Annotated in this window: 16 protein-coding genes and 1 pseudogene; 10 read left to right on the plus strand and 7 right to left on the minus strand. The window is 69.2% G+C overall.

The window, feature by feature from the left end; translation table 11 throughout:
• Positions 1 to 23 precede the first annotated feature (23 nt).
• Together ACZ6YV_RS40220 and sfnG are read left to right on the plus strand one after the other, a co-directional pair.
• The gene (locus ACZ6YV_RS40220) at positions 24 to 2,858 is read left to right on the plus strand and encodes an AAA family ATPase (RefSeq protein WP_465514638.1); all 2,835 of its coding nucleotides are present in this window, start codon (positions 24 to 26) and stop codon (positions 2,856 to 2,858) included.
• 33 nt (positions 2,859 to 2,891) lie between these two features.
• Entirely contained in the window at positions 2,892 to 4,013 is a 1,122-nt protein-coding gene (gene sfnG / locus ACZ6YV_RS40225) for a dimethylsulfone monooxygenase SfnG (protein WP_465514639.1), read from the plus strand.
• 42 nt (positions 4,014 to 4,055) lie between these two features.
• On the opposite strand, the gene ACZ6YV_RS40230 is transcribed toward sfnG, so the two are convergent.
• From ACZ6YV_RS40230 to ACZ6YV_RS40245, 4 genes are all read right to left on the minus strand, one after another.
• Positions 4,056 to 5,798, minus strand: a complete 1,743-nt coding sequence (locus ACZ6YV_RS40230; protein ID WP_465514640.1) for a hypothetical protein — start codon at positions 5,796 to 5,798, stop codon at positions 4,056 to 4,058.
• A 112-nt stretch (positions 5,799 to 5,910) separates the two neighbouring features.
• On the minus strand, positions 5,911 to 7,026 hold the full coding sequence (locus tag ACZ6YV_RS40235; protein ID WP_465514641.1) for a bifunctional RNase H/acid phosphatase: 1,116 nt from the start codon (positions 7,024 to 7,026) through the stop codon (positions 5,911 to 5,913).
• Complete coding sequence (locus ACZ6YV_RS40240; protein ID WP_465514642.1) at positions 7,023 to 7,760, minus strand: zinc ribbon domain-containing protein; 738 nt, start codon at positions 7,758 to 7,760, stop codon at positions 7,023 to 7,025. The genes ACZ6YV_RS40235 and ACZ6YV_RS40240 overlap by 4 nt, the downstream gene beginning before the upstream one ends.
• Before the next feature lie 18 nt (positions 7,761 to 7,778).
• The gene (locus ACZ6YV_RS40245; protein WP_465514643.1) at positions 7,779 to 8,600 is read right to left on the minus strand and encodes a Nif3-like dinuclear metal center hexameric protein; all 822 of its coding nucleotides are present in this window, start codon (positions 8,598 to 8,600) and stop codon (positions 7,779 to 7,781) included.
• 31 nt (positions 8,601 to 8,631) lie between these two features.
• Here ACZ6YV_RS40245 and ACZ6YV_RS40250 point away from each other — a divergent pair, with 31 nt between their 5' ends.
• Positions 8,632 to 9,189, plus strand: a complete 558-nt coding sequence (locus tag ACZ6YV_RS40250; RefSeq protein ID WP_465514644.1) for a chorismate mutase — start codon at positions 8,632 to 8,634, stop codon at positions 9,187 to 9,189.
• An 87-nt stretch (positions 9,190 to 9,276) separates the two neighbouring features.
• Here ACZ6YV_RS40250 and ACZ6YV_RS40255 read toward each other — a convergent pair whose 3' ends face one another.
• The gene (locus ACZ6YV_RS40255; RefSeq protein ID WP_465514645.1) at positions 9,277 to 9,597 is read right to left on the minus strand and encodes a hypothetical protein; all 321 of its coding nucleotides are present in this window, start codon (positions 9,595 to 9,597) and stop codon (positions 9,277 to 9,279) included.
• Positions 9,598 to 9,727: 130 nt separating this feature from the next.
• Here ACZ6YV_RS40255 and ACZ6YV_RS40260 point away from each other — a divergent pair, with 130 nt between their 5' ends.
• From ACZ6YV_RS40260 to ACZ6YV_RS40270, 3 genes and pseudogenes are all read left to right on the plus strand, one after another.
• Entirely contained in the window at positions 9,728 to 10,189 is a 462-nt protein-coding gene (locus ACZ6YV_RS40260) for a low molecular weight protein-tyrosine-phosphatase (RefSeq protein WP_465514646.1), read from the plus strand.
• A gap of 23 nt (positions 10,190 to 10,212) precedes the next feature.
• Positions 10,213 to 11,034 carry an SURF1 family cytochrome oxidase biogenesis protein gene (locus ACZ6YV_RS40265; RefSeq protein WP_465514647.1) on the plus strand — a complete coding sequence of 274 codons (822 nt, stop codon included), beginning with the start codon at positions 10,213 to 10,215 and terminating at the stop codon, positions 11,032 to 11,034.
• 55 nt (positions 11,035 to 11,089) lie between these two features.
• Positions 11,090 to 11,701 (plus strand): annotated as a pseudogene (locus ACZ6YV_RS40270) (FMN-binding negative transcriptional regulator); the annotation flags it as partial.
• Positions 11,702 to 12,005: 304 nt separating this feature from the next.
• Here ACZ6YV_RS40270 and ACZ6YV_RS40275 read toward each other — a convergent pair.
• Together ACZ6YV_RS40275 and ACZ6YV_RS40280 are read right to left on the minus strand one after the other, a co-directional pair.
• On the minus strand, positions 12,006 to 12,962 hold the full coding sequence (locus ACZ6YV_RS40275) for a cobalamin biosynthesis protein CobD/CbiB (RefSeq protein WP_465514648.1): 957 nt from the start codon (positions 12,960 to 12,962) through the stop codon (positions 12,006 to 12,008).
• 38 nt (positions 12,963 to 13,000) lie between these two features.
• Positions 13,001 to 13,672, minus strand: coding sequence for a FadR/GntR family transcriptional regulator (locus ACZ6YV_RS40280; protein WP_465514694.1), 672 nt, complete (start codon positions 13,670 to 13,672; stop codon positions 13,001 to 13,003).
• A 126-nt stretch (positions 13,673 to 13,798) separates the two neighbouring features.
• Here ACZ6YV_RS40280 and ACZ6YV_RS40285 point away from each other — a divergent pair, with 126 nt between their 5' ends.
• The 4 genes from ACZ6YV_RS40285 (at position 13,799) to ACZ6YV_RS40300 (ending at position 16,562) form a co-directional block, all read left to right on the plus strand.
• A complete protein-coding gene (locus tag ACZ6YV_RS40285; protein ID WP_465514649.1) occupies positions 13,799 to 14,290 on the plus strand; it encodes a gluconokinase in 492 nt (163 codons plus the stop codon).
• Positions 14,290 to 15,657: a GntT/GntP/DsdX family permease gene (locus ACZ6YV_RS40290; RefSeq protein ID WP_465514650.1), complete on the plus strand. Its 1,368-nt coding sequence runs from the start codon at positions 14,290 to 14,292 to the stop codon at positions 15,655 to 15,657. The genes ACZ6YV_RS40285 and ACZ6YV_RS40290 overlap by 1 nt, the downstream gene beginning before the upstream one ends.
• 63 nt (positions 15,658 to 15,720) lie before the next feature.
• Positions 15,721 to 16,056, plus strand: a complete 336-nt coding sequence (locus ACZ6YV_RS40295) for an ArsR/SmtB family transcription factor (protein ID WP_465514651.1) — start codon at positions 15,721 to 15,723, stop codon at positions 16,054 to 16,056.
• The gene (locus ACZ6YV_RS40300; protein ID WP_465514652.1) at positions 16,053 to 16,562 is read left to right on the plus strand and encodes an SRPBCC family protein; all 510 of its coding nucleotides are present in this window, start codon (positions 16,053 to 16,055) and stop codon (positions 16,560 to 16,562) included. Before ACZ6YV_RS40295 ends, ACZ6YV_RS40300 begins: the two co-directional genes overlap by 4 nt.
• Positions 16,563 to 16,595: the final 33 nt, after the last annotated feature.

The raw sequence follows: 16,595 nt of genomic DNA on the forward strand, positions 1-16,595 counted from the left end.
AAGCCGACACGAAGGTCTCTACGGTGCATACCGAAGTAAATCCCGAGAGTCCCTTCGGCGGGCCTTCGGTACCGAAGCGCCGCGCCGCCGGGTTACTGGGCCGAGACAGCGAACTCGACACGATCACCGGGCTGTTCCGGGCCGCGCTCCACGGCCGGGCGATCAGCGCGGTGGTGGTCGGCGAGTTCGGCATGGGCAAGTCTTCGGTGCTCGACGCCGCCGGCGAGCTCGCGAAAGCGGCCGGGTTCACCGTCGCGATCGCGACCGCGTCCCGGTTGGAGACACATCTGAGCGGCGGCGTCGGCCGTCAGCTGATCGAAGGACTGACCCACGCCCCCGCCGAGCCCGGATCACCGCGGCCGCGGGCACCGCACGCCGTCGAATCCTTGCCGGACCGCCGTCCCCGGAACGAGCAGGAGCAGACAGAGGCGCTCGACGCCTTCTTCCACACCGTCCGCCACGTCGCCGAACAGGGGCCGGTGTTCCTCGGCATCGACAACATCCACCTCGCCGACCCGTGGTCGATGCGCTGTCTCGCCTACATCCGGCACCGCGTGGAGCATCTGCCGGTGATGGTCGTGCTGACCTCCCTGACCGGGCATCTGCAGACCGGCGAGGTCGCGCTGCTGGAGATGTCCGGCTGCACTCCGGCGACGATCCGGCTGCGCGGGCTGGGAACGCGGCACGTCGCGGAGTTCCTTCGCGTCTCCCTCGGACGGTTCGCCGAGGAATGCCACAAGGTCACCGGCGGCAACCCGTATCTGCTCGGCGCGCTGCGGCGTCGCCTGGCCCCCGGAATGGACCTGGACGCCGCGGGGTCGGCGATGATCGGCGAGGTGCTGCGGGTCCGCATGCACGAGTACACCGCCGCGCCGAAGATGCTCGAAGCCGTCGCGATCCTGGGTGAGGACGCGACCTTCGATCTGCTGGCGCAGCTCGCGGGGGTCGACGAGATCACCGCGCTGGAGGCCATCGACACGATGGTGCGCGTGCACCTGCTGACCAACAGCCACCGGCCGGCGCTGACCTACCGGTTCGTCCGCAACTCGGTCCTCGCCGACATGCCGCTGACCACCAGGGCGGTCACCCAATCGCGGGCGGCGCGGCTCCTGCACGACGCGGGCGCGGCGCCGGAGCGGGTCGGCGCCCATCTGCTGGAAGCGACCGCGATCAGGATCCCGTGGGCGGTCGACGTCCTGCGGCTGGCCGCCCGGCATTCGGTGGTCGAGGGGGATCCGGAACTGTCCGTCCGGTTCCTTTCGCGTGCGTTGGAAGAACGGCTCAGCGAACGCAAGCGGATGGCGATCCTGCTCCAGCTCGCGCACGCGGAGTTCCACTGCGACCCGGATTCGGCGCCCGCCAGGGTGCGCGAGGCCGTCGACCACATCGACGACCGCGAAACCGCGGCCTTCGCGGCGACGGCCATGATCCTTTCGCTGTGCTGCGGCCCGGACGCGCGGCTGGCGATCAACTCCGCCGGCCAGTTCGCCGCGCGGCTCGACGCGGGCGGTCCCGACGCCGTCTGGCCGCTGCTGTGCATGACCTATCTCGCCGAGGCGGGCAGCAGGCTCGGGCCACCGCCGGACTTCCGCGACTTCGAACGGCAATGGGCGCCGCTGAACGACCCCGCCGCGAGACAGAGCCGATCGGGATTGCTCGCGCTCGACACGGTGCGGAGCGGGAAGTCTTCGGCGAACGCCGTCCGGCATTTCGGGGAGGCGTTGTCCGGCGAGCAACCCGAACTGTTCGAACAGCCCTACTTCTTCACGCTCGCGACGGCCGTGCTCGCCGACGAGGCCGCCCTCACCGACAAGCTCTGCCAGGTCCTCGACATCAAACGCCTGCCCTGGGACTTCCATGTGCCGAAGGGCGCCCTCGCCACTCTCGCCCGCGGGATCGCGCTGCAAGCGGGCGGCGATCTGGTGCGGGCGAGCGTCCACTACGAATCCCTGGTGCGGCAGTTCGACGAACGCGCCGTTACCGGCCGCTGCCCGATCGCGGTGCTGTGCGCGGCCAGGCTGATCGAGGTCTCGGTCGACCTCGGCCGCCACGACGTCGCGAAAGCCGTGCTGGACAAACTCGATTTCGGGGCCACCCAAGCACTTTTCACGCACAACTACCTGCTCTACGCCCGCGGCAGGCTTCGCGCGGCCACCGGCGAGCCCGAACTCGGCTACGAAGATCTGCGCGGCTGCGGCCGCCGTCTCGAACACCACGGCATGCGTTTCCCCGGGTTCGCCCCCTGGCGGGCGCACGCCGCCCGCACCGCGCTGGCGCTCGGCCGCACCGACGCGGCGGCCCGGCTCGCCGAAGAGGATCTCGACGCCGCGCAACGGTGGGGAACGCCGAGAATTCTCGGCGGCGCGCTCACCACGGCCGGTCTCGTCCGCGACGATGGCCATGGCGAGGAGGCCGAACGCCTGCTCACCAAGGCTGTCGACGTCCTCGGCGGATCGACCGCGAAACTGGCGCTGGCCGAGGCCTTGACCGAACTCGGCGCGCTACAGGCCCGGCACGGGCAGGACGAGAAGGCGATCGTCACGCTGCGCCGGGCCGTGCAGTCGGGCAAGCACTGCGGCGCGCGGCCGCTCGCGAGGCGGGCCGCCGAGGCGCTGCGCGACGCGCGGACGAGCATGACCACGGCGAGGGACAACGAACACGGCCTCACCAAACAGGAATACCGGGTCGCGGTGATGGCGTCACAAGGTCTCACCAACCGGGAAATCGCCGAGGCGCTGCACCTGACCCGCCGCACCGTCGAACTGCATTTGTCCGGGGCCTACCGCAAACTGGAGATCACCGGACGCACCGAATTGAGTGCCGCGCTCGGCCGGTCCCAGCGCGTGGACGGTGATTGACGGTTTCCGGGGGTGGCGGGTTCACTCCGCGGCATGCCGGGAATCGAATCCGAACCACTCAAATTCGCCTATTGGGTCCCCAATGTGAGCGGCGGTCTGGTCACCAGCGACATCGAGCAGCGCACCGACTGGGGATACGAGTACAACCGGGATCTCGCCGTCCTCGCGGAGAACAGCGGGTTCGAATACGCGCTGAGCCAGGTCCGCTACACGGCCAGTTACGGTGCCGCCTACCAGCACGAATCGACCGGATTCAGCCTCGCACTGCTGCTCGCGACGCAGCGGCTGAAGGTGATCGCGGCGATCCACCCCGGACTGTGGCATCCCGGGGTGCTCGCGAAGTTCATCGCCAGCGCGGACGTCATCTCCGGCGGGCGCGCGGCGGTCAACGTGGTCAGCGGCTGGTTCAAGGACGAATTCACGAACCTCGGTGAACCGTGGCTGGAACACGACGAACGGTACCGTCGTTCGGAAGAGTTCATTCGCGTACTGAAGGAACTCTGGACGAACGACCACGCCGAATTCACCGGCGATTTCTATCGGATCCACGATTTCGACATCAAACCCAAACCCCTCGGGCGGCCGCATCCGGAGATCTTCCAGGGCGGCAACTCCACCGCGGCGCGCAAGCTCGCGGGCCGGGTCTCCGACTGGTACTTCAGCAACGGCAAGGATTTCGACGGCTTCAGCGAGCAGGTCGGGGAAGTCCGCGGCTACGCGGCCGAGAACGATCACGCCGTCCGCTTCGGGCTCAACGGTTTCCTGATCGCGCGGGAGACCGAAAGCGAGGCGAAGGCCGTGCTGCGCGAGATCGTCGAGAAGGCGAACACCGACGCTGTCGAAGGATTCCGCAACGCCGTCAAGCAGGCGGGAGGCTCCACATCGGACAAGAAGGGGATGTGGGCGGACTCGGAGTTCAAGGATCTGGTGCAGTACAACGACGGTTTCCGCACCGGGCTGATCGGCACGCCAGAGCAGATCGCCGACCGGGCCATCGAGTACAAGAAGCGCGGGGCGAACCTGCTGTTGCTCGGCTTCCTGCACTACCTGGAGGACGTCGAGCACTTCGGGAAGCACGTGCTGCCGGTGATCCGGGCGAAGGAAGCGGACCTGGAGCGGGGCGCCGCCACCCCGGAACCCCTCGTCATCGCGTAACGGAGTCGAACGGGACCGGCGGACTGTCTCGTCGGGAGCGCGTCAGCGCTCGGGCAAATACACCGTCTGGCCCGGGTGCATGGAGGGGCCGCAGTCGTTGAGCGGCCTGCCGAAGCGCACCTTCTCGACCTCCGGCATGGTCTTCGCGGCGTACTCCTGGACGGCTTTCAGCTTCTCGGGGCTGGAGACGGCGTCCTTGCGCACGAAGTCCCCGTTGCGCAGTCCGCCGCCCGGGTACACGAAGACCGGCTCGTAGTCGCGGTCGATCCGCGGGTCGACCGCGATCCCGTTCCCCGCGGCCCACGGGCCCCACGAGTGGATGAAGGTCGGCTTGACCTTGTCGAACACGTAGTCGCGCAGCCCCGGCATGTCGCCCTTCTTGACGAAGTCCGCGATGTCCGCCTCGACCAGCCCTGCCATGTCGACCAGGTGCAGGCGGCTGGTCATCGACGAGCCGCCGAGGTCGGGCAGCAGCAGCGACGCCTGCTGGAGACCGAGGATGTCGGCCATGGTGTTGAAGCCGCGGCCGAAGCGGTCGGCGATGAGGCACGCGGGCACCGTCGGGGACTCTTGGAACTTCTCCGACGACGACGCGAAACCCATCCCGGACGGGATCGCGGCCGCGACCAGCACGAGCACCACCACGGCCCGCAGCACCGCCCGCGAACGGCGCAGCAGTTCACCCGCGGCCAGCGTTCCGGCCAGCGCGGCGAGGATCCAGATCGGGGTCGCGAAGCGGTGCTGGCCCATCCAGTCCGGGACCATCACGCCGTAGGCGACGATGCCCAGCGCCAGCGGCGTCATCAGCGCGATCAGCGCGCGCCGCCACTCCGCGCGGACCAGCGCGTAACCGATGGTCAGCGCCAGCAGGATCGTCCCGGCGACACCGGCGTAGCCGACCAGCTCGAACGGCTGCTTCAGCGCCGAAAGGCCGGGCAGGCCCTGCCCCTTCGCGATGGACGGGTTCGCCAGCAGCCTGCCGAACTCCGCGATCCGCCAGGCGAGATACGCCCCGAACGGGATCGCGAACGCGACCACCGACACCACGACGAACTTGACGCTCTGCCCCAGCAGCGGCTTCCGCAGCTGGAACAGCACGACGAGCGGGTACGCGGCGCCGTAGATCAGGCCTTCAGGGCGGGTCAGCGCGGCGAACGCGACCAGCACCCCGGACCAGATGGCGACCTTCGCGGTGAGCACGGTGTTCTTGCGCACGGCCACGAACAGCAGCACGGCGAGCCACGCGACGGCCATCCCGAACAGGGAGTTCTCCAGCCCGGAGATCGTCCAGATGACGAAGGACGGGATCGCGGCCAGCGTCAGCCCGACGACCAGCGTCGCCAGCCAGGCGAAGCGCTCGAAGACCTGCTTCGCCGCGACGTGGCAGGCCGCCAGCGTCCCGGCGGTGAAAAGGAGCCCCAGCAGCTTCGGGAACAGGACGTAGTCGGGTAGGCCGAACAGCATGCCGCTGTCGAAGATGCCGAAGAGCTTGCCCGCCGCCAGCAGCACCAGCCAGGTCGAGTTCGACCAGCCCTCGACCGACGGCTGCCCCGGCTGCAGCACCGGGCCGAGACCGTCGGCGAAGCTGCGCGCGTAGGAGAAGGTGATGGCCGCGTCGTCGACGATCCAGTGGCCGTAGAGGGTGGCGTGCCAGGCCAGCGCCGCGACACCGGCGAGAACCGCCAGGTACGGCGCGATCCGGGCGGCCGGGCCGCGACGGGTCGGCGTCTCCGCCGGGTCGGGCACGTCTTTTTCGGAAGCTTCGCTGAGTGCGCTCGCCGTCATGTCCCCGTCTTTGCCTTCTCGCTCACGTGCCCGTCTTCGAAACTGTAGCCAATACCCCATGACGCGCTCGCGACACGTCATATCCAGGCGTGATCCGCACCACAATCTCCGGCTAGGACAGGTGCGAGATGTCGTTGACCAACCGGACCGAGGCGTTGCCGTCCGGATAGAACTCGACGATCGAAAGCGAGGCCAGGTCCAGGTGCAGGCGGAACAGCAGCGACGGCCCGGCGTCCAGGCCCATCCGCAGCAGCGACTTGATCGGCGTGACATGGCTGACCAGTACGAGCGTGCGCCCGCCGTACCGCGCGATCAGCTCGTCGCGAGCCTTGCGGACACGCCGGTGGACGCCGTCGAAGCTCTCCCCGCCCGGCGCCGCGATCGAGGTGTCGGAAAGCCAGTTCGTCTGGAACTCGGGATCGCGGTCCATGGCCTCTTTGAAGGTGAGGCCTTCCCAGTCGCCGAAATCGGTCTCGATCAGCCCGGGATGCGTCTCGACCCGGCCGCCGAGCGCGTCCGCGATCGCCTGCGCCGTCTGCTGGGTGCGGATCAGCGGCGAGGCGATGATCGGCGCGACCTCACCGTCGACGACCAGGCCCTCCATCGAGCCGAGGCGTTTCGCGGCGGCGGCTGCCTGCTGCTTGCCGTGGTCGGTGAGCGGCACGTCGCCGCGGCCGGAGTACCGCTTGTCGACCGACATCGCCGTCTGGCCGTGCCGCACGAGGAGCAGCTTGGTCGGTGTGCCGGTGGCGCCTGTCCAGCCGACAGGGCTGATCCTGTCCTGCTTCACGGTCTTCTTCGGCGCTTCGGTCTTCTTCGCCGTCCCGGCGTCCATCGCCTCGTTCGCGAGGCCGTCCGCGTGGGAGTTCTCCGCGCGCGGGATCCATTCGTAGCGCACGCGGGAGAATCGCGCCGCCAGCTCCTTGGCCTCGGCGTTCAGCGGCTGCATCGACGGGTGCTTGACCTTCCAGCGCCCGGACATCTGTTCCACCACGAGCTTCGAGTCCATCCGGACGTCCACTGTGGACGCTCCGAGCTCGGCGGCCGCGGCGAGCCCGGCGATCAGGCCGGAGTACTCGGCGACGTTGTTGGTCGCGATGCCGACGAACTCCTTGCGCTCGGCGAGCACCTCACCGGTGGCCGGGTCCTTCACGACCGCGCCGTAGCCGGCGGGACCGGGGTTGCCCCGCGATCCGCCGTCGGCCTCGACGAGCACGTGGTCGGTCACAGGCCGGACTCCAGCGTGCGCACCAGGATGGCGCCGCAGTTCTCGCACTGGATGACGTTGTCCTCGGGCGCGGCCTTGATCTCGGCGATCTCACGGCGGTCGATGTCGAGCTGGCAGGCGCCGCACCGGCGGGCTCGCAGCAGCGCCGCGCCGATCCCCTTGTGCGCCCGGACCCGCTCGTAGAGCTTCAGCAGGTCTTCCGGGATACGCGGCAAGAGCTTGGCGCGGTCCTCGTCGCGGCGCGCCTTCGTGGTGTCGAAGTCGGCGAAGTTCTCGTCGCGCCGGACGATCGCTTCGGCGACCTCTCCCTCGGCCTTGGCGACCTCGGCACTGGTGCGCTGGGCGTCGAGGTCGAGCGCCTCACGGCGTTCCATCAACTCGAGCAGGTCGTCCTCGAGCGCGGACTGGCGCCGGTTGAGGCTGTTCAGCTCGTGCTCGATGTCGGTCATCTGCTTGGCCGCGACGGAACCGGATTCGAGGAGCTTGCGGTCGCGGTCGCCGCGGGCGCGCACCGACTCGATCTCCTTCTCCTGGCGGGCGATCTCGCGGTCGAGGTCGGACGCCGCCGTCTGGACCGAGACCAGCGCGTCACGTCGTCCGCGCACCGTCGTCTCGCCCGCGTCGATCTCGGCGATCTCCGGGAGGGTGCGGCGGCGGTGGGCGGTACGCGAGAGTTCGGCGTCCACCTTCGCGAGTTCGAGCAGCTGGCGCTGGACGGCGGGGTCGGCCTTCACGGTGCTCCTTGTGATTCTTTAGTGCTCGGTTCGGGTGGCCCGTAGCGTCCACGGGTCGGTGCACCGCGTGGAGACGTGAACGACGACGTTACCCGTAAACGCGGCATGGACGACGGCCGAGGCTTGCTCACACCACGGCCATTCGCTCGCCCAGTGCGTGACGCCTACCAGGGCGGGGACTTCGGCGATCTCCGCGAGGTGTTCCCCTGCGGGATGATGCCGGAGATCGGCGGTGACGTACGCGTCGACCCCGGCGGCGGTGGCCCGCTTGAGATAGCTGTCGCCGGAACCGCCGGAAACCGCGACACGGCGGATCGGGCGGTCCGGATCGCCCGTGCCGTAGACGCCGGGTTCCGTGCGGGGCAAGGCGTTCGCGACACGTTCGACGAAGGCGGAGAACGGTTCGGGCGCGGGCAGTTCGCCGATGCGGCCGATGCCGGTGACGCCGTCCTCGCGGGGGTCGAGCGGGCCGAGGACGGTCAGGCCGATGGCGTCGGCGAGCGCGTCGGACACGCCGGGCGAGGCGGAGTCGGCGTTGGTGTGCGCGCAGTAGAGGGCGACACCGGCGCGGATCAGGCGGTGCACGAGGCGTCCCTTGGTGCTGTCGGCCGGGACGCCGTGGACGCCGCGCAACAGCAGCGGGTGGTGCGAGACGATCAGCTGCGCGCCGCCGTCGATCGCCTCGTCGACGGTCTCGTCGACCGGGTCGACGCAGAACAGGACCTTGTCCACGTTCTCGGCCGGGTCGCCGCAGACGAGACCGACGGCGTCCCACGATTCGGCGAGTTCGGGCGGGTACGCCCGCTCCAGGGCGGCGATGACTTCGGCAAGCGCGGGCACCGGGGGATTTTCGCATGTAGCGTTTCCGGGCATGCGACTTCGGGTGCTCTGCGCGCTGCTCGTGGCCGGACTGCTGGCGGTGCCTGCGCCGGCGTCGGCGTCGGCGGGTTTCTGGAAGCTGACCGATCTGGCCGCCCGGCGCGTGCAGATCGCCGACAAGGTCGCGGCCGCGAAGTTCGGCACGCCGTCGCCGATCGACGACCCGGTGCGTGAACAGCAGATCCTCGACTCGGTGGCGGCGAAGGCGCCCGGCCTCGGCCTCGACGCGGACGGCGTGGTGCGGTTCTTCCGCGACCAGATCGAGGCGAACAAGGTCGTGCAGCGCGGCCTGTACGCGCGGTGGACCGAACACCCCGGCACGCGGCCGCCCGGACGGCCCGACCTGGCGACCGAGGTCCGGCCGGTGATCGACCGGCTCAACGCGGGACTGCTCACCGAACTCGCCGCGACCCGGGACGCGCGAGCGCGCCGGTCCTGCGACGTACGGCTCGCGGTCACGGTGCGGCTGGTCGACGCGCGGCGCGGGCTGGACCGGCTGCACTCGGTGGCGCTCGGGGAAGCGGTGCGGTCGGCCTGCACGCCCCCCTGACCTCGGGCGGGAGCAAGGGACCTTTGCTATCGCCTGGGCCTCTGAACTGCGGAAAGAGAGCGGGGGACCTTTGCTGTCGCCCTCGCGTCAGTCCAGCGCCTTCGCGTCCTTGTTGACCGCCCAGCGGCCGGCCGCGCGCATGACGCGGCCCGTCCACAGCATCGCCCGGTAGGCCTTCGTCGAGTGATCGGTGACGTCGGGGTGGACGACCTCATACGGCGCGACGGACGCGCTCGTCCGGAGGTGCAACGGCATCCTGGTCATCGCCTCTTTCGGCGATCTCGCCTGGACGAAGTGGTGCTCCGAGAGGATCCGCCCGACCTCGTAGGGGTGCGGATGCTTCACGGTGATGCGATACCAGCGGAGCCCGGTTGCCGGGGACTCGACGATGGGTAGTGGTGCGCTCATACGCGACCTTCCTGCGTGTTTCTCTGCAGGAGGTCTACTCCCGCTTCGTCCCGGCTTTCCAGCTTCGCGCGCCCGGTAGCCGTTCGGAGCCGGTGAGCGGTCGATCTCCCCCGGCCTTCACACTGATCGGGTGCTGCACATCGTCTTCGTCTGTTCCGGCAACATCTGCCGCTCCCCGATGGCCGAACTCGTCTTCCGCGCGAAGGTCGAAGAAGCCGGTCTCGACCACCTCGTGCAGGCGTCCAGCGCGGGCACCGGCGGCTGGCACGTCGGTGAGGCCGCCGACAAGCGGGCCCGCGCGAAGCTGGCCGAACACGGTTACCCGACCGGTCACGTCGCGGCCGAGGTCGACCGCGGGCATCTGGCCGCCGACCTGCTGCTCGCGGCGGACGACAGCCACCTGTCGTTCCTCCGGCGCAAGGTTTCGGACCCGGCGAAGGTCCGCCTGCTGCGCGAGTTCGATCCGTCCGCGCCCGAAGGCGCCGAGGTCCCGGACCCGTACTACGGCGAGGACGACGGTTTCGAGGACGTCCTCGGCATGGTCGAGCGGGCCGTTCCGGGTCTGCTCGGCTGGGTGCGCGCACACGCCTGAGGCGGACCGCTTACCGTGGTGGGGTGCGGTTGAAGTTCCTGCTGAAGCCCGGGTGGCTGGCTTTGACGTTGGTGGTGTTCACCTTCGCCGTGTGCTGCTTCACCTTGCTGGCGCCGTGGCAGTTCTCCCGCGACAACGAGCGTGAACACCAGAACGCGGCGCTGCGGGAGTCGTTCTCCGGGCAGCCGCGGTCGCTGGACCAGTTGCTTCCCGGTGGAGCCGCTCCTGACCAGCGCACCGAATGGCACCTGGTCGCGATGAAGGGCACGTACCTGCCCGAGGGCGAGGTCGTGGCCCGTCTTCGCTCCGTACAGGGCGAAGCGGCCTTCGAGGTGCTGACGCCGTTCCGGACCGTCGAAGGCACGGTCGTGCTGGTGGACCGCGGGTACGTCCGCCTCGACGACAAATCGCGCGCGCTCCCCTACGCCGCGCCTCCTGCCGGGATCGTCGACGTCGTCACGCGGGCACGTCACGACGAGCGGGACGGCAAGAACCGCGACGCCTTCGCCGACGAGTCGACAGGCGGGAAGCTGCAGAGCTACGTCGTCGATTCCCAGGTCGTCGCGCGGGCCGCGAAGCTGGACATCCGGCCGGGCTACTTCCAGCTCGACGTGGAACAGCCCGGCGTGCTCGGCGCGCTGCCGCTGCCGCAGACCGACGCGGGGCCGTTCTTCTCCTACGCGCTCCAGTGGATCGCGTTCGGGGCGATGGCGTTGATGGGCTGGCTGTACTTCACCGTCCGGGAGCTGAAGCCGGGCGGCGCGCTGACCACGACACGGCCGCAGCGGCGCAAGAGTGTCGCGGAGATGCTGGCCGAGGACGAACGCTCCGAAGTGGCCACGTGATCTGACCCGAAAATGGCCCTTTCATAGGTCCATTTCGCGGGCTCATACTTCGCCCATGCTGATTCATCCGTGGGATGCCGCCCACGACGACGCCGAATGGCGGGCCTGGCTCTCGGCGCACGACTTCGGTCAGCTGATCGCCGGCGGCGCGGGCCGCGACCTGCCTGTCGTCAACCCGGTGCACTTCGTCTACGACGGCGACCGGACGGTCCTGCTGCACCTCGCGCGCCCCAACCCGGTCTGGCCGCTGCTGGAGGAACACCCGCGCGCGCTGCTCGCGGTGACCGACGACCACACCTACATCCGATCCGACTGGAACACCCCTGCCGACCCTCCGCGCGGCGTCCCGACGTCGTACTACGCCTCCGTCCAGCTCGAATGCGACGTGCGGCTGGTCGACGACGCCGTGGAGAAGGCCGCGCTCCTGGACCGGCAGCTCGCGCACTTCGAACCGGCCGGCGACCGGGTCGCGGTGAGCTCCACCGAGGCGCCGGACAAGCGGCTGTTCCCCGGCATCCGCGGCGTCGAGCTGACCGTGACCGGGGTGCGGGCGAAGTTCAAGTACGGCGGGAACAAGCAGCCCGCCGACCGCTCGCGGATCGACGCCGAGCTGGAGCGGCGCGGTGGCCCGGGAGACGACTCGGCGCGGGCGCAGCTGGCGCGCCGGGAGCGATACCAAAGGTCCCTTGCTCTCTTTTCGCAGGTCAGGGGGTCAGGCGATACCAAAGGTCCCTTGCTCCCTGACCCACATCGAGGCGCGGCCCCGACGGCAGGCCTGTCCGTGAAGGCCCCCTTCGCCCCTTCCCCAAGTACGTGAAGGACTCCTTCATTGCGCTAGGCGCAATGAAGGAGTCCTTCACGTACTCCAGGCACCCAGAGTGCCGAACCGTGCTGGGCCGAAAAGCCTCGTGAGCGGCAAAGAAGGTTAGAACCGTCCTAGCCACTCACGAGAGCGGAAGCGAAAAGGAAGGTCAGCGCCGTCGTCGCCAAAGGCCGACGAGACCCGCCAGCACCACCGAGCTGATCGCGCCCAGCCACCCGACCACCCGCGAAAGCTCCACGGCCCGCGTCACGTGCCCGGCGTCCGGGTTGCGGCCGATGCCGAGCACCGGCAGTTCCTCGACCCCGTGCGGGTACACCGTCCGCCCGCCGACCCGGATCTCCAGCGCCCCGGCGAAAGCGGCCTCGACGCGGCCCGCGTTCGGGCTCGGGTGCGCGACCGTGTCCCGCCGCCACGCCCGCCACGCGCCGCCCGCCGAGCCGCCGACGACCGGTGCCGCGAGCACGGTCAGCCCGGCCGCGACCCGCGTGGGCACGAGATGGACGATTTCGTCCACCCTGGCGACGAACCAGCGGTACCGCTCGGGGCGTCCCCTGCCGAGGCCGCGCAGCAGGCTGATCGCGCGCGAGCCGAGCAGGCCGGGCACCCCGGCCAGCGCTCCCCACACCAAGGGCGCGATGACGACGTCCGCGGTGTTCTCGGCGAGCGTCTCCACCGAAGCGCGCGAAAGGCCGATGACGCCGAGGCCGTCGGCGACGCGGGGGTCCAGTGTGGACAGTGTGCCGCGCGCGGTCTCGAGTTCGCCTTCTTCGAGATCCCGCGCCAGCGAGGTGCCGTGCGCGGCCAGTCCGGCGGCGCCGAGGACGGCCCAGGTGGTCACCGCGGTCGTGGTCGCCTGCAAGACGGGGCTGCGCCGTCCGGCGCGCTCGGCGAGCACGCCCGCCAGCACGGCGGAGCCCGCGAGGCCACCGGTCCACAGCACTCCGGCCGCCGGATGCTTCGAGCGGACCTTCGCGTCCACCGTCGAAGCCGCCCTGGCGAACGCCGTCACCGGACGCCGTGACCGGGGATCCCCGATCGCCCCGTCCGCGGCCACCCCCAACACCAAGCCGATCGCGCGCGCCGCGCTCACCGTCGCCCCCTGCATGCAGTATCCCTCGAAGACCTGCAGAGATTACTCGAAGATCATCCGTCCAGAAGGACGGCCATCTCGTCACGCGCCTGGATGACGATGTCCCGCATCGCGCGTTCGGCCCGGTCAGCGTCACCGGCGTCGATGGCGGCCGCGACCTCGACGTGCAGCGCGACGGCCTCGGGCTGGGGTTCCTCCGGCATCAGCCCGTGCCCGGTGCGCCCGGCGAGCACCTCGGCGACGACAGCCGAAAGCTGCGCGAACATCGGATTCCGCGACGCGGTCAGCAGCAGTTCGTGGAAAGCGACGTCGTGCTCCAGGAAGGTCACGAGGTCCCGCCGGTGCGCCGTCTCCTCCAGTCGCTTCGCCACAGCCCGGAGACGCCCGCCTTCTTCCGGCGTCGCCCGCAGCGCCGCGAACCGGGCCGCGCACGGTTCGACGCCGGAGCGCAACTCGGTCAGCGTGCGCAGCGCGGTCTTCCGCTCGGATCCGTCGAGTTGCCAGCGGAGCAGTCTCGGGTCGTAATGGTTCCAGTCACGCGGCTCGCGCACGGTCATCCCGACGCGGCGTTTGCTGCTGGTCAGGCACATCGTCTCCAGTACGCGCACGACCTCGCGCGCCACCGTGCGCGACGCGCCGAACCGCTCCTGGAGCTCGTCGGAGCGCAGCACCGCACCCGGCGGAATCTCCCCGTTCGCGATCGCGGAGCCGAGCGCGTCGAGCATTTCGGCATGCCTGTCGTTGCCCACCAGGCGACCTTAACGTTCTGACTCGATTAAGTAGTACTTGATGTTGCTTAAGTAGTACTTTTGAGCTGTACTCGTCGGGCTACAGCGACGTGGGAGGTACGGATGACCGTCATCGTGGTGATGGGTGTTTCCGGCTCGGGCAAGACGACCGTCGGTACGGAACTGGCCGAACGTCTCGGCGTCGAATACGCCGAAGCGGACACGTTCCATCCGAAGGCCAACATCGACAAGATGAGCTCCGGCCATCCGTTGAACGACGACGACCGGCAGCCGTGGCTCGAAGCCATCGCCGGCTGGATCCGCGACCACCAGGACTCGGGCGGCGTCGTCACCTCCTCCGCGCTCAAGTACCGGTACCGCGACGTCCTGCGCGGCGGCGGCGACGTCTGGTTCCTGCACCTGCACGGCGACCGCGACCTGCTCGCGAGCCGGATGAAGACGCGCTCCGGACACTTCATGCCGGTGTCCCTTTTGGACTCCCAACTCGCCGACCTCGAACCGTTGCGACCGGACGAATTCGGCCTCGTCGCCGACATCTCCAAGACACCGGACGAGATCGTCGAAACCACCCTTTCCGCCTTCAAGGACCGCTGATGACCACCACTCTCGCCGCCGCCTGGACCGGACACGACACCCGCCTCATCGGCGCGACGGTGCTCGCCATCGCCGTGATCGTCGTGCTGATCACCAAGGCGAAGCAGCATCCGTTCCTGGCCCTCATCCTCGGCTCCGGCGTGCTCGGGCTCGTCGGCGGCATGCCGGTGGACAAGCTGATCAAGAGCTTCAGTTCCGGTGTCGGCTCCACCGTCGCCTCGGTCGGCGTGCTGATCGCGCTCGGCGCGATGCTCGGCAAACTGCTCGCCGATTCCGGCGGCGCGGACCAGATCGTCGACACCATCCTGCGCCGCGCGGGCAACCGCACGCTCCCGTGGGCGATGGCGCTGGTCGCCGCGCTGATCGGGCTGCCGATGTTCTTCGAGATCGGCCTGGTCATGCTGATCCCGGTGATCCTGCTGGTCGCCAAGCGCACCGGGAAACCGTTGCTGATGCTGGGAATCCCCGCGCTCGCCGGGCTTTCGGTACTGCACGGCCTCGTCCCGCCGCACCCCGGCCCGCTCGCCGCCGCGGGCGCGCTGAACGCGAACATCGGCCTCACCCTGGCCTTCGGCCTGCTCGTCGCGATCCCGACGGTGATCATCGCCGGACCGCTGTTCGGCAGGCTGGCCGCGAAGATGGTCCCCGACGCCGTCGCGCCGGAACGGCTCGTCCCCGAGTCCTCGTCCGAAGAAGGTCGCCGCCCCGGCTTCCTCGCGACACTCTCGACGGTCTTGCTGCCTGTCGTGCTGATGATGGGCAAGGCGCTCGCGGACATCCTGCTGGACAAGGAAAACCACGTCCGCCGGGTGCTCGACTTCATCGGCGACCCGCTGGTGGCGCTGCTCGCCGCTGTCCTGCTCGGCATGGTCACCCTGGGCAGGTCCGCGGGCTTCACCCGGGACAAGCTTTCGTCCACCGTGGCCGATTCGCTCCCGCCGATCGCCGGCATCCTGCTCATCGTCGGCGCGGGCGGTGGATTCAAGCAGACCCTCGTCGACGCCGGGGTCGGCAACGTCATCACCGGCCTGGCCACCGGCGCGAACCTCTCGCCGCTGCTGCTCGGCTGGCTGGTCGCGGTCGCGATCCGGCTCGCCACCGGCTCCGCGACTGTCGCGACCGTGTCCGCCGCGGGCATCGTGGCACCGCTCGCGGCGACCATGGACCCGTCGCACAGCGCGCTGCTGGTACTGGCGATCGGCGCCGGTTCGCTGTTCTTCTCGCACGTCAACGACGCCGGCTTCTGGCTGGTCAAGGAGTACTTCGGGCTTTCGGTCGGACAGACGCTGAAGAGCTGGTCGGTCATGGAGACGATCATCTCCGTGACCGCGATCGCGCTGATCCTGCCGCTGGGCGCCCTCCTGTAGCGCTCTCCGAGCGCGTGAAGTCACCGGTTGACATGTGACCTTTTGGTCACCTATTCTTCCTTCGTGCCCGACGACGACCTGGTTTTCAAGGCCCTGGCGGATCCGACCCGCCGGTTCCTGCTCGACCAGCTGTTCGCGCGTGACGGCCGCACGCTGACCGAACTCGAGTCCGAAGTGGACATGAGCCGGTTCGGCGTGATGAAGCACTTGAAACTGCTGGAAGAAGCCGGACTTGTCGTCACGCGCAAGGAGGGCCGGGAAAAGCGGCATTTCCTCAACCCGGTTCCGATCCGGCAGATCCACGACCGGTGGATCGACAAGTTCACCGAGCGCAAAGTGACCGCTTTGCTCGACCTCAAAGCCGAACTCGAAACCCCCGAACACGAGGAGCCGTCATGACCGACACCCAGGTCTACCGCGTCTACATCAAGGCCACCCCGGAGAAGATCTGGGACGCGATCACGAAGCCCGAGTGGTCGCGGAAATACGGCTACACCGGCCTCGTCGACTACGACCTGCGGGTGGGCGGCAAGCACGCCACCCACCCGACGAAGGACTTCATCGACGCCGGTTTCACGACCGACCTCGTCGACGGCGAGGTCCTGGAGGTCGATCCGCCGCGCAAGCTGGTCATGACCTGGAAGCTGCTGATGGACCCGTCCTTCGACAAGGAGCCGTACACCAAGCTCACGTACGAGATCGAAGAGACGAAGTCCGCGGGCACCCGGCTGACCGTCACCCACGACGTCACCGACGCGCCGACGACGGCCGCGCTGGTCAACGGCTCGCAGGAGGACATCAACGCCGGACCGGGCCAGAACGCCGGTGGCGGCTGGAACTGGATCCTCTCGGACCTCAAGTCGCTGCTGGAGACGGACACGCCGCTCGTCCCGGCCGCTTCCTGAGCCGACAGGTCCCGGAAGTGTCATGAAAGGGTC

Source organism: Amycolatopsis sp. NPDC102522, from assembly GCF_055584485.1.